Here is a 13,235-nt window from a genome sequence, read left to right as displayed (position 1 = left end):
TTTAATCCCCGACGGATTTTATAAAAGATTAAGTTGATCGCTATTTACCTCCTTTTTCGGTTTACTTGGCGGCTTAGTTTGCTTCTTTTTCCCTTGGCTATGTTTGCCCAGGCGAATTTCCGCGTCATAGCGTTCCTGGTTCAGTTGCAAAAGTCGGGCCAAGATATCGTTATGGGTGGGTTCGTCCCAACGACGACGCCAGGGCAATTTGCGTTTGCCGGTTTGGACCGCGTTGGCAAATTCTAGGGCTGCGTCGGCGGTGGGGAAAAACAGGTCATGGCTATCTATGCGGTCTTGTATGTCCGGGGGATAGCTGTGGTCTGGGTCTGTGTCCAGGTAGTCCAGGGCAAAGCCGCATTCCGGGGTCGGGTCTGACCAACCGTAGGCAGAGAGGACCGCTAGATCCATTTGTTCATGGAGTTCTCGCAGTTGCAGGATTTCTGGGTCGGTTTCGTTGGGGTCGTGAAAGCGGTTATAAGTGTCCGTAAGTCCCTGGTTATTTTCGATCATTAATTGGGCGCGAGTTTCGTAGTAGGTTTGGCCAATTTGTTCTAGGTTCGCGTCGGTTTCCCAGTTTTCAGGAAAGGGAAATGTTTCAAAACAGTCTGTGGGATTGTAAGTTAATCTATCTTCTAAAGTTGCGCTAAAAAATATAGACCAAATTTCATGGATTCGAGATTGCATTACAGTAAATTGTGAAAATTTATCCAATGGAAAAACTACAAGTTTATGGCTGAAAACCATATTTGATGGTAAAAAAGCAAACCCTAAATATTTAGTTGCTGCACAAGCAATAACTAAGACGCGGGAAAGAGGTGCGATCGCTTTATATAATTCTTTAGCAGCAGAACCATATTGCCACCAAAAATCAGCCCTTTTTCGACCAATTGCATTTCTAGTTAATTTAGCTCGTTCTGGCTTAACCTTTGCCTCAACAATTTGCATCAAATCAGGATAACCTTCTCTTGCTTCCTGTTCAGACATTTCCCCAAAATTAATCACATAGCGATGATGGGCATGAGTCGGACTAGAATTCACCTCAGACCCGCCAATATAGGGAAAAATCACCTCTTGATTCTGGGGATTTGCGGCAATTAAACGGTGCATTTCCGCGATCGGGGTCGCGTCCGCATTGCTATCATCAAAAGTGAAACCCATCCCTAAAACAATACTGCCTTGAAAACTTTTTTCTGCATTAGCTAACAAAGGTTTCGGGTCATCATTACCCCCGTCATTAAATAAAAATGCGGTAATTTTATTCACCGGACGACCATCAAGAATTGGTTGGGGTAATTGTAGGGGTGGTGCCCCCGTGCCCACCCCGATATTTTTCCCTCCCTTAAAAATATGCACTAAACTAACCACAACTGCCGCCATTCCCGGCCAGCGATAACGCTGAGTTGCATGATAAATCATCCCGCCATGATTACAAATAAACCGCAACCCACTGCTGCGGGTATCCCCTTGAGAAATAGTATTTGTCGCAATTAATCCCAAGGTGCCATAATCTCTAATTAAATTAAAAGAACGGCGGAAAAAATGCGCCACTAAATCCGCATTTCCGTGGGATTCGGGATGAACTTCTTTTAACCAATCCACATATCCCTCTGGGTTGCCATTAATAATCGTATTTTTTCCCGCAAACGGCGGATTACCCACAATACAATCAAACCCAGGATTGGGGCGATTAAATACTTCGGGAAATTCCACCTCCCAATTAAACGGGGTGGGAATAGAAACCTCGTTGGAGGTAGAAACCGGGTTTTTTGAAAAAACCCGGTTTCTGGCGTCTCCATCACCGCTTAAACTGTTCTCAACTAATAGCCGATATTTTTCCTCAATTTCTGCTTTTTCCGACTTATTCTTACTTGCCCCATCAAAAAAAGCCGCCACTTTTGCCCAAGCCGCAAACCGGGCATTTTCTAACGCCGATTCTGACTGATTCCACCGTTCGGCATTCGCCTCCGCGTCCGCATCAGTCTGGGTATCCGTTGCCTGAATTTGTAACCGAAAATCCTCGGATTCTCTCACCTGATTATTTAATAGTTTACTTAACGGTAAATCCGCCGTAGGATCGACAAATGCGCCGATTTCTTTAGTAGTCAATCCTACCAAAGAATCCCCACATTTCAGGGCATGATCCACAAAAGTAAATGGCGCATCTTTAGCTAACGTCACTAACCATAAAGATAACTTAGCCAAATTCACCGCAAACGGGTTTTTATCCACCCCATATAAACACCGTTGGGCAATTTTCCGCCTCGCTTGAATAATGGGTATTTGCGTCGTGGAGAGAAACCGGGTTTCTTTAAGAAACCCGGTTTCTGTGGCGTCTGCAACTACCAACAACTCCGCCAATTGACGGCAAACTTCTACTAAAAATGCCCCAGACCCCATCGCTGGATCGCATATTTTTAAACTTAATATCTGTTCCGCAGTTGGATTAGACCCAAATTGTGCTAATATCGGCTTTAAAGTATTAGCAACTATTGGCCCTGTTAAGGCGCGAGGGGTATAATGAGAACCAGATTTCCGCCGTTCTTCTCCCGGTTGTAAATATAAAGAACCTTTGGGCAATAAATTATGAGTTCGGTCAGAAATTCGCCGCCCCAATGCTGCTAAAATATCCTCAATGGTTTTCGCCTGTTTTAACTCCGTTGCCCCTTTGGTCGGTAGGCTACATTCAGCCCAATCTTTCAATAATTTTGCGCGATCGCCCGGTTTTGCCGCCAACAATTCTGCCACATTAATCACAATATCTTGGGGGGATAGGGCAATGGACAAATCAGGGGCGGTTTGCACTTCAAACCCCATAATTCCCTCATACACCGAACCAATATCTTCTACATCTAAAGACCGATAAGATAAGCGATCTCCATTTAACATCACCAGCTTATCTAATATGCGATAAATCACCCCATCAGGAATTTGGGGAATATTTAAAGGTTCTTGTATATCCTTAAATTTACTCCCTTCCGGTCTGCCTTCCAAAAACCCATAAACATCAGGATCGAATAACTGCCCATGTCGGGCTGGTAAATAGTCTTCATAGGGCCCGCCCCCATCATAAACTAAGCGAAATAAACTCAATAATCCCGCATAAGCCCCATATCGCAAATCCATCGTATCCGGGTATTGCCCCGCATCATTTCGCAACTTTTCATAAAGCCCCGACACCGCATAATAACGCTGATAAACGGGTTCGTCGGGCATTAATCCTTCATCTTCCGCATAGAGTAAAAAAACCAACCGCATTAATATAGTAATTAAGCCGCCATAAATGTGGGTTTTTCCCTCTGGATTTTGCCGCAATTCCTTTAATAATTGCCCCTGAACTGCCGCGTCTGCGGTTTGCATTCCCCGCAACAATTCCCACAAAGCATCTAATACTTGGGCCGATAATTGGGTGGAAACTTCCGCTTGATATTGCCGACTGTTGGCCAAAATTTGAGGCAGTCGATCTTTTGCGGGCACCGTATATAAACGGGATTTTCCTAGCAACATTTCTAATGCCCCTAAGATTAACCGCCCCGCGACTTCGGTCATAGCTTTTACGGGAAAAGTGAGATAACCGGAAGATTCACCTCTGGGGGCATAAATTAATCTAATTTCTGTCCCATTACATAAGAGTCCGATGGGATTTTGGGTTTCTCGGAGAAGTCGTTCAAATTTTGCTTGGGGGGAAGCCTTCCAGCCTTGTCCCGGTTTCTCCGTTTCTGCCCGATCTAAATCCGTTCCCGGTGAGACTATTTTAATTAAAAATAGCCACTCGTTGCCCTCCCGATTTTTTAATGCATAATCCGCTTGTAAAATTTCTCCATAGTCCCGTAAAAATACGCTTAATTCTGCGGGCAATTCGCGAACAATGACTTTTTCGGGCCACTCTAATACTTGTTTGCCCATTTCTAATAAATCTGATATCCACGGTTCACCGTTGGGCAACGGTTCCGGGGCCAAGTATTCTTTAAATTTCTGCTGCAATTCGATCAGTTTGCCCCGATCTATATTAGCTTGGGCTTTAATTAATGCCGGTGGGGCCACTACTAAGCCAATGGGTTGCAGCAGTCCTAGCCATTCTTTATGTTCAAATAAGGTGCGATCGATGTTCATGGTTGTTGGTTGGTGGTTGGTGGTTGGTTGTTGGTTGTTGGTGGGTTCAGAAACCGGGTTTCTTAATTAATTTTTTATTTTATCCTAAATTTACGCAGAAACCCGGTTTCTTGGTTTAACTGTGGGGACTCAGAAACCGGGTTTCTTTTTGTATCCCACAGATAACTCTAATATCCCGAATAGAAACCCGGTTTCTTGGTTTAACTGTGGGGACTCAGAAACCGGGTTTCTTTTTGTATCCCACAGATAACTCTAATATCCCGAATAGAAACCCGGTTTCTTGGTTTAACGCGGGGACTCAGAAACCGGGTTTCTTAATTAATTTTTGATTTTATCCTAAATTTACGCAGAAACCCGGTTTCTTGGGTTATAATAAAAATTAGTTAAAATTTCCCAATAAATAGTGACAATGACTCTAAAAGATTTAGAACGGGAATTGTTAGCTTTAAATTCCCATGAAAAAGCCCAAATCATTCAATTTTTAGTCCGTAGCTTAAGCAATGTTTGGCAAGGGATTGAGAAAACCTCTGGAGTTTGTGGAGGTGATGCGCGAATTGCTAATACTCGTATCCCTGTTTGGTCGTTGGTGAATTATCGTCGTTTAGGGGCTTCCGACCTACAAATATTACAAGATTTTCCCCAATTAAACGCCGAAGATTTAGTCAATGTTTGGGCGTATGCGGACAATCACCCGGAAGAAATTGATGCCGCGATTAAGAGAAATGAGGATAACGACGAAAATGAGGAAAATGTTTCAGAAACCGGGTTTCTTAATTAATCTGTGATTTTGTCCCCAAGTTTACGCAGAAACCCGGTTTCTCTCGTCTTTATGCTGACGAAAATTTCCCTTTACCCATTGTTAAATTATTGCGAGAAGCGGGTCACGATGTCCTGACCACGGAAGAGGCTGGAAATTCTGGCTTAGGAATTCCTGATGAAGAGGTTTTAGAATTTGCCATTAAAAATGAACGGGCAATTTTAACTCGAAATTGGGATGATTTTCGACGACTACACCGAGTGCAATCTGAGCATTTTGGGATTATTCTTTGTAAAGAAGACTTAAATATTGAACGACAAGCGGCAAGTATTAATGACGCAATTATTGGTCAAGAAACTTTGCGTTGCCAGTTAATTAAAATTATTCGTCCTCAGAAACCCGGTTTCTTGGGTTAACTGCGGGTGTTTAGTTAATTTTTTCCCACAAACGTAGGGTGTGTTAGGTGCGGCGACAATGTAATTTATTAACCATTATATCAAAATCCGCACCGTAACGCACCATATTAATTTTTTACCACAAAGACACAAAGAAACACAAAGATATTTTGTAGGGGCGAAGCATTCCGGCAGATAAATTATCGCTTAAACCGTTAACCTAAATACCGGAATGCTTCGCCCTGATCCCACAACCAGGGCTGTAGGGGCAAAGCATTCCGGCAGATAAATTATTGCTGAAAACATTAACCTGAATACCGGAATGCTTCGCCCTAACACCACAACCAGGGCTGTAGGGGCGAAGCATTCCGGCAGATAAATTATTGCTTAAACCGTTAACCTAAATACCGGAATGCTTCGCCCTGATCCCACAACCAGGGCTGTAGGGGCAAAGCATTCCGGTAAATAAATTGTCGTTTATATATTAAATTACCCGCCGGAATGCTTTGCCCCTACATATCCCGAATAGAAACCCGGTTTCTTGATTTTAAATTAACTGGAAGTCGGCCATAAATAGACGACCCCAACGGGTTCTATGCGGATGGCTTTTACTTGGTAGCTTTGTTCGATCCGTTCCGGTTCCGTATTAATTTCTTCGGTTAGTTGGTCTAACCGAATTTCCCAGTAACGGCGATCGGCTTCTATTTGTCGCTTTTCATCGGTATTAAATAGAGAAAGTTGATAGGCTTCGATTTTTTGTTGATCGAGGATGCGATCGCGTTGTTGGGTTAAAAGTTGCTGCATTTCTTTGGCTTCTTGTTCTCCCCGTTTGGTGAGTTCTCGAATGGCCCGATCGCTGATAATTTCTGCCCGTTTTGCCAAATGCCCTTTTAATTCGGCAACATCTTGAGAAACATAAGCCTTAAATCGGTCTAATAGCTGGTCGGGGACATTGCGTAAGAGGCGATCGCCCAAACAAGTTTCTAACTCGTCCATGACATTGGCTTTTTCTGTTTCCGACAAAGGCCGTAATTTGCCCCGCCCCCGACTTTCTGGGTTATTCCATTGGGCAGCAACGGCCAAAATTTCGTCATGGAGTCGGGCTGCGCGATCGCCATATAAAGATAACCGCCCCAAAATAACCACTTTAGGAATAGCATCATTAGTGAAGCAAACGCAAGCGCGAGTTAACTGGTCTTGGGCAAAACCTTGAGATAAAAATCGCCCTAATAACCGCTGAACTAAACGATGTTCTAAATGTAGATGGACAACTTCCCCGTCTAAAGTTCCAGGGTCACGAAATACCACGGGACGAATCGGAGTTTCTCGGCGCCAGTCCCAGAGAGTTTTGCCCTTGGTTCGCGGCGATCGCAAACTATCAAGAGTATTTGCCCAAGTTGCATCCCCAGTTTGTTGGTCTAAGTTCGGCAAAATATAGCGATCGACATAGCGATCGGCAGAATTCGCGGCGGAACTTTCAAGCTGTAAACCTTCAGCCCCCATTAACTGCAAAGACACAGAAAGGGCATGGCGAAAATGAATGTCATCAAGTCCTAACCATTGCCGGGACTTTTGCAAAATTTCCTCTAATTCTTCCTGCTGCTGATAGAGTTTTTGCTGTTGTTCCCGAATCGGTTCCAGTTCTCCTTGAATGACGCGAGTTTTTTCATCAAATCCGGTTTCGCTGGATTGGGCGATCGCCTCCGTAAGTTTCCCCTCTTCTTTTGCGGAAATGCCCGCATCTAAAATTTGGGTTAAATTTTTCTCCACTACGGGGGATAAACTGCCCAACTCTTGCAAAATAGTCTGGGTTTTTTTCACCAACACATCCAAAACCCGATCCTCGGAACGTTGCTGCAAAATAAAATAGTGACAGCGGACAATTGTCTCTCGTTGCAACTTGCGATCGATGCGACCATTGCGCTGTTCCATGCGGCTAGGATTCCAGGGTAAATCAAAGTGAAATAAATCGGCGCAATAGTTTTGTAAATTCACCCCTTCTCTCGCAGCATCGGTAGCAATTAAAATCCGTAACGGATGCTGGGCTGGATTCTCATTAAATGCTTTTTTAATCTCCTCGCGGCGATCGTCCCCGATACCCCCATGAAACGTGGCAATTCGGTTTTCTGCTTGGTCAGAATTCGCGATCGCCTGTTTTAGCTGCCGTTCCAAATAGCGTTTAGTATCCGCATATTCGGTAAAAATTAATACACGGCGATCGTGCCATTGCGCCCCAGGTTGCCCTAAATTGGGACAAAGGTTTTCCCGAATCCACTCAATTAATTTTACCATCCGACTATCGGGTTGATAGCGGGCAGTGTCCGCAATATCCGCCATAGTTGCTAATAACTGTAACTCCTGGGGAGAAACTTGCCCCAAATCTTGAGCAATTGCCTGAGAAGCAGCGGTCATTTGCGCTTCTTCTTCTGCCTCCACTTCCGCTTCTGCTAAATCAGCGCGATCGTCATCACTGCTAATACTTTCCTGCAATAAAGCATAACGCCCAGAATCAGCGGAAAAAGCGGAAAAACTCGATAAATTAGTCGATTTTGACTTCTCTATTGCCCGTTCAATGGACTGCCGATGCACCTGCAAAGTCCGGGCAAAAGCCTCAATAGAAGACAACAGCCGTTTTTGCAAAGAAGTTAACACCAAAATAGCCGTAGTTTGGGTTGACTTCTTAGCAGTTTTTAACCGTTCTTCTCGACTACTGCGATAAGCTTGCAATAATTCCGCTAATTTTAACTCTGGGGCATCCTTGGGCAACCCATCAATGATAATGGGAATCACCAGACGTTCGGGAAAATCCGCTGGATCGATCGCCCGTAAATCTTGTTTTAACCGCCGTACCATCACCGCTTCTAATAGTCTCTTATCGACGGAAATACCGCGACAAAACCGCTGCGGATCGAGAATTTCTAATAAGGTAGAGAAACTATTAGAATGGCCATTATGCGGGGTCGCACTTAAGAATAATTTATGCTCAAATTTCGGGGCAATTTCCCGGACAACTTTGGTTAAATGGGAATCCACGGCATAACGAGAACTGCTAGATGGGGCCGCATGATGGGCTTCATCTAATATTAGCAAAGAACCGGCAGAAAGATTATCTTTATCTAACCAATCCCGTAAAAGAGAAGCATAAATTTCATCCCGTAATAAAGCATGAGAAATAATAAATCGGTTGTGAGTTTTCCAAGGATTAATTCCATAACCCCGTTCTCTTCTTTTACCAGCCATAAATTCGCGATCGAAGATTTGAAACAGCAACCCAAAGCGATGTTCCATTTCTTCTTGCCATTGTTGCACCACCGACGGAGGACAAGAAATCACTACTCGTTTCACTTTTTGCCGCAAAATCATTTCCCGCAAAATTAAGCCCGCTTCAATGGTTTTTCCCAATCCCACATCATCGGCAATAAACAAAGAAACCCGTGGCATTGATAATGCTTTGCGCAGGGGTTCTAACTGATAGGTTTTAATTTGAATGCCCGCCCGATAGGGAGATTGAAATAATTCTTTTTTCGTGGAAGTGACACAATTCCAACGCAAAGTATGTAAATAAGCGGAAAAATCATTTCCGCGATCAAACCCTCTTTTTGCCACTAAATCCCAAGAGGACTCAGGCAAAATTTTGGCATCAAGTTCTCGATGCCAAAATACGGTCAATTCTTCCCCGATCGCATCATCATCCACACAAGCTAAACTGACACTTTCATCCTTTCCTGCTTCCGTCGGTGGGATAATTTCCTGAACTAAATAATGGCGCGATCGGACTTTAACAATTTGCCCTAAAGATAACTGATTCATTGTTGTTGGTTGGCTGTTGTTTGTTGTTTGTTGTTTGTTGTTTGCCCCGCCGCCCCGCCGCCCCTCCGCCCCGCCGCCCCTCCGCCCCTCCGCCCCTCCGCCCCTCCGCTTCAGATAATTTCTGGCTGACCCCTAGCATCAAAGCCGGTTACTTTGTAAACTTATGTAAAGTTAATCCCAAAACCTTAAACAGTGAACAGCTATGAATCCGCCTATTATCTCATCGACATTCTTATTGACCTTATTGATGATGATCGGGCTAGTCTTCTTTATTCGGGCTTCGGTGAAAGATCGCACGGAGGAACTTGAGTTTAGCAGCCAGCAGCCGGAAGACTCTGTACTTCGACAACTAGAAAAACATTTTACCGATCGCTCCTACCGGGTCGCGGCGGTCAACCCCCAGGAACACCAGGTAAAGTTTGAAGGGCTTGTCAGTCCTAGCTGGTTTTTGGCCATATTTTTATCGTTTCTGGCCGGTGCGGGAACTCTCTGCTTGGCGTTGGTGTTATCCATGTTATTCCCGAATGTAGGCAATCTGTTTTTGAGCTTATTGTTACTATCACCCTTAGCGGGAGTTTTCTATTGGCAAAAAGCCGGTCGGCTGGAGCAGGTGTTACTCACGGTGAAGACCCCAGAGTCGCTAGAAAATACGCAGTCAGGGTGTCAGGTGAGAGTAACGGCTCACCGGGATGAACTAATTGTTTTGCGGGAAACACTTCAGTTGCCGTTATCTGATTAGTTTGAAGTTCTTTGGCGGAACAAACCACAAAAAAACCACAACAAAACCAGAAAAAACAGCCACAAAACCACAAAAAAAATCCAAAAAAACCCAAAACAAAAACCCAAAAAACCCAAAAAATATGCGATCGCGACTCTTTTCAGAATGTTTAACTCAAGACAATCAAGACAATTTGCCCCGATATTCTGAGTATTTGCTCATCAGAAAACCGTACCGCTTTTTATCTGAGCAATGATCCATCGCTTGGCCGAACATCTCTAATTGCCCCATTGAGCAAAAATACTAGATTATTCAATCAATAAATAGCCCCAGTCAAACCTTTGGGGTTGATTGGGGCTAGTACAGTATAAAAAGCTCTAACCTAAATTTTCATCAGTACCAGCAGAGCGCGGTCTCTGCCGGGATTTTTCATACAGCTTTTGCTTTTAGTTCTGAGCGGGTGTTAACAGATGTGAGAGAATTATCTGTATGTACTTCGATGGATTTAAGGCTAGGGAATAAAAAGTGATTTTCTTCCACATATTGTGCCCCAAACAAACCTTTTTCTGCCCAGAAGTATCGATCAGTGGTGTGTTCATTTCTTTTTACTAGCAATAAAGCGGGGGGCGTAATCCCTTCTGCTTTAATGTATTTGCGGGCAGCCGTTACGGGCTTATCTTCTCCACTTTCGATACTATATTGAGGCACCTGTTCGAGAATTCTACGCCCCTCTTGGCGACGACGGCTTTTCCGCTTACGTCTCCTAGCCAATCTCGTTACCTCCTATTTCAGCCAACGGTTGTAGTGATAGTTACAAAAACCTAGGAGATTATATCGTTTTTAGCTAGAAAAGTCAACAGTTTTTAATTTGGAAATACAAAACCTGTAAACGCTATGCTACGGTTCGATAATGGACTAAATTTATAAAATATAGCCAATAAATGGTGATTTTTTTTACAAAAATACATAAATTTAAAGATTTTGTTACAAATTTTTAATCAGTAAAAACACTTAAGTCATTAGGTCAAAGGATATCTGCTCTGGTTGTGTTATTTGTTGTTATTTGTTATTTGTTATTTATTGTTTATTAGTCATTTGTTCATTATTCGGCAGGCGGCCTAACAAACAACCAACAACCAAAAATCAACAAATAACAAATAACAAATAACAAATAACAAATAACAAATAACAAAAATAATTAGATGAATTACAGATAGTCTGATAAGATACTAGAGATTGGGAAGAGTAAAGTTTTGTGCTCATGTTCATGCCTGCCAGTTCTGAATTTGTGACACTCTGCCGATCGCAAATGACTTTATTAAGTCAAGTTTTGGGAGCGGCATTGAGTGTGGTGTATTTAACCGAGGAACTGGCGGAAGGAGAACAGGCCAAACTGATTCCCGTTGTGGCCTATCCTGACAGTGATGTGGTTTGGCAACAAGATCAAGAGATGGGTTTGTTGCCGGTTCAACCTTTGACTAAACAACCGATTCGCGGGTTACTTAGCGCCGGCAAATCCCCGGAATTGTCGCGATCGCTGCCAGCAGAAGAGTCGATGGAAGAGTTTTTAGCGGATGCGGATGACACCTCTTATGGGCAGAATCAAGCCGAAAACGCCACTCCAACTCGGCAGTTAGTTTTGCCTTTAATTCACGATGGGATTGTAATTGGTTTGTTGGTGACAACTCGACGCGATCGCCCTTGGCAACCCCGCGAAGTGAGTCAGATTTCCCGAATTGCCGATACATTGGCGATCGCCCGGATTTTGGATCAACGGGGGGGCTGGTTAGAAAATCAGCTACGGCAAAAACAAATGATTCAATCTCAACAACAGGATCTCCTAGATAATTTACTGCATCAACTCCGCAGCCCCCTGACCGCTTTACGCACCTTTGGTAAATTGTTACTCAAGCGTTTTACCGCCGAAGATCCCAATCGCCAAATCGCCGCGAATATCCTCCGAGAAAGCGATCGGGTGCAAGAATTCCTGACTCTTATGGATCGGATGATTGACCTAAATCATCCAGAACCGATTCATCCGTTAGAACTGGTTGGTGAGCCTGAAAAAATTCAGAAAAATGCCAAAACTTCCCCAGGGAGTAGTTCCGGGATGTTGCGGTTATTACCTCCGAGTCCGATCGCCTCCTGTTCTGTAGCGGCAGTGCTTAAACCGTTGCTAGTTTCCGCAGAGGCGATCGCCGCCGACAAAAACATCTCTTGTCACCTCGACTTACCGGAAAACTTGCCATCGGTTCGGGCAAATCCGCAAGCTTTGCGGGAAGTGTTAAGTAATTTAATCGATAATGCGGTGAAATATACCGCCCCCGGTGGCCATATCTATATTCAAGTGAATCTTCCAGATCGACAAACTGACTCCAGCAAAACTCAGTCTCAGGGGTCATCCTCGCTCATGGCGATCGCGATTAGCGATACGGGGCCGGGAATTCCTGAACAGGATTTAGACCATTTATTTGAAAGACATTATCGCGGAGTCCAAGCCAACGGCAACATCCCCGGGACAGGATTAGGATTGGCGATCGTTCAAGACCTTCTTAACGAAATGCAGGCAGATATTGAAGTATTTAGCCCTGCCGCGACCCAGTGGCTACCAGCCAACCGTTTACCCACCCCAGATCCGGGCACCACTTTTGTGATTTGGCTAACCACCGAAACCCCAGAAACGAAAAAAACACCCTGAAAAAATATCATCTTTAGCAGAATTAGAGATTAGACTAATCTAGACCAATGTTGAACCTTGTTTAATCCCTTGAATCAATCGCTCAAATTTAGCCTTGGCCATTTCCCAGTTAGCTCCTCCCATCACATCCTCTGCATCATCCAAAGCGTTATTTTGGGGTTCGGAAGATTCCTTCATGCTAAAACTCTGGAAAGTGCCGCGTAATCGGTAGGAGAGAAACTTAGTAATTGCTTGGTAAAAGCGCAAAGCAAACAGCACATCTTCCTCTAGTTTTTGGCTCAATTTTTTTTGATTAATTGCTAAAACTAAAGAATTTTCAATGGCTTTCACCGTAGCGGACGGGGGGCTACCATCCACAAAAGACATTTCTCCCAAAACTTCCCCACAGACAATTTTAGCCACTTCCCGGTTGCCTAACCCGGCCACGGAAACCGTCAAAATGCCATCTAGGACAATGTACAAAGCATCAAGGGGCAGTCCTTCGTGAATCAATACAGTGCCTTTGGTGACTTCTTGGACTTGCCCATGAGTCAATAGCCAGTCAATATCCCGCGTACTCAATTCACTCAGGATAAATAAAACTTTTTTCATAATCACTTGCTCTCACAAGTTGAATGGGTTGACGATCGCTATTTCAAACCTATTTATATCATACACTGCCGCATCTCACCCTAGCCACTAGCTGCTGAATTGTGGTTTTATCTGAGCAAGACAATTTCCCTGAAAATTTAATTATTTAATTAGACA

Annotated in this window: 8 protein-coding genes; 4 read left to right on the top strand and 4 right to left on the bottom strand. The window is 43.9% G+C overall.

Annotated elements, in window-relative coordinates; translation table 11 throughout:
• Positions 1-18 precede the first annotated feature (18 nt).
• Positions 19-4,110, bottom strand: a complete 4,092-nt coding sequence (locus AM228_RS23155) for an Eco57I restriction-modification methylase domain-containing protein (protein ID WP_054469303.1) — start codon at positions 4,108-4,110, stop codon at positions 19-21.
• Between the two features lie 409 nt (positions 4,111-4,519).
• Here AM228_RS23155 and AM228_RS23150 point away from each other — a divergent pair, with 409 nt between their 5' ends.
• Both AM228_RS23150 and AM228_RS23145 read left to right on the top strand, forming a co-directional pair.
• Positions 4,520-4,888 carry a DUF433 domain-containing protein gene (locus AM228_RS23150; RefSeq protein ID WP_054469302.1) on the top strand — a complete coding sequence of 123 codons (369 nt, stop codon included), beginning with the start codon at positions 4,520-4,522 and terminating at the stop codon, positions 4,886-4,888.
• Complete coding sequence (locus AM228_RS23145) at positions 4,888-5,283, top strand: DUF5615 family PIN-like protein (protein WP_197285381.1); 396 nt, start codon at positions 4,888-4,890, stop codon at positions 5,281-5,283. Before AM228_RS23150 ends, AM228_RS23145 begins: the two co-directional genes overlap by 1 nt.
• A 531-nt stretch (positions 5,284-5,814) precedes the next feature.
• Here the strand turns inward: AM228_RS23145 and drmD are convergent.
• Positions 5,815-9,072, bottom strand: coding sequence for a DISARM system SNF2-like helicase DrmD (gene drmD / locus AM228_RS23140; protein WP_054469300.1), 3,258 nt, complete (start codon positions 9,070-9,072; stop codon positions 5,815-5,817).
• Between the two features lie 202 nt (positions 9,073-9,274).
• Between drmD and AM228_RS23130 the strand changes: the two genes are divergently transcribed.
• Positions 9,275-9,811 carry a cofactor assembly of complex C subunit B gene (locus AM228_RS23130; protein ID WP_054469298.1) on the top strand — a complete coding sequence of 179 codons (537 nt, stop codon included), beginning with the start codon at positions 9,275-9,277 and terminating at the stop codon, positions 9,809-9,811.
• A gap of 408 nt (positions 9,812-10,219) precedes the next feature.
• On the opposite strand, the gene AM228_RS23120 is transcribed toward AM228_RS23130, so the two are convergent.
• Positions 10,220-10,561 carry a DUF3155 domain-containing protein gene (locus AM228_RS23120; RefSeq protein ID WP_054469296.1) on the bottom strand — a complete coding sequence of 114 codons (342 nt, stop codon included), beginning with the start codon at positions 10,559-10,561 and terminating at the stop codon, positions 10,220-10,222.
• Between the two features lie 490 nt (positions 10,562-11,051).
• Here AM228_RS23120 and AM228_RS23115 point away from each other — a divergent pair, with 490 nt between their 5' ends.
• A complete protein-coding gene (locus AM228_RS23115) occupies positions 11,052-12,488 on the top strand; it encodes a GAF domain-containing sensor histidine kinase (RefSeq protein ID WP_054469295.1) in 1,437 nt (478 codons plus the stop codon).
• A gap of 39 nt (positions 12,489-12,527) precedes the next feature.
• Here AM228_RS23115 and AM228_RS23110 read toward each other — a convergent pair whose 3' ends face one another.
• Complete coding sequence (locus AM228_RS23110) at positions 12,528-13,079, bottom strand: cyclic nucleotide-binding domain-containing protein (protein WP_054469294.1); 552 nt, start codon at positions 13,077-13,079, stop codon at positions 12,528-12,530.
• Between the last annotated feature and the right edge of the window lie 156 nt (positions 13,080-13,235).

This window comes from Planktothricoides sp. SR001, assembly GCF_001276715.1.
GTDB lineage: Bacteria > Cyanobacteriota > Cyanobacteriia > Cyanobacteriales > Laspinemataceae > Planktothricoides > Planktothricoides raciborskii.
The sequence above is the reverse complement of the archived record's forward strand: the minus strand, read 5'-3'. Positions and strand labels throughout refer to the sequence as shown.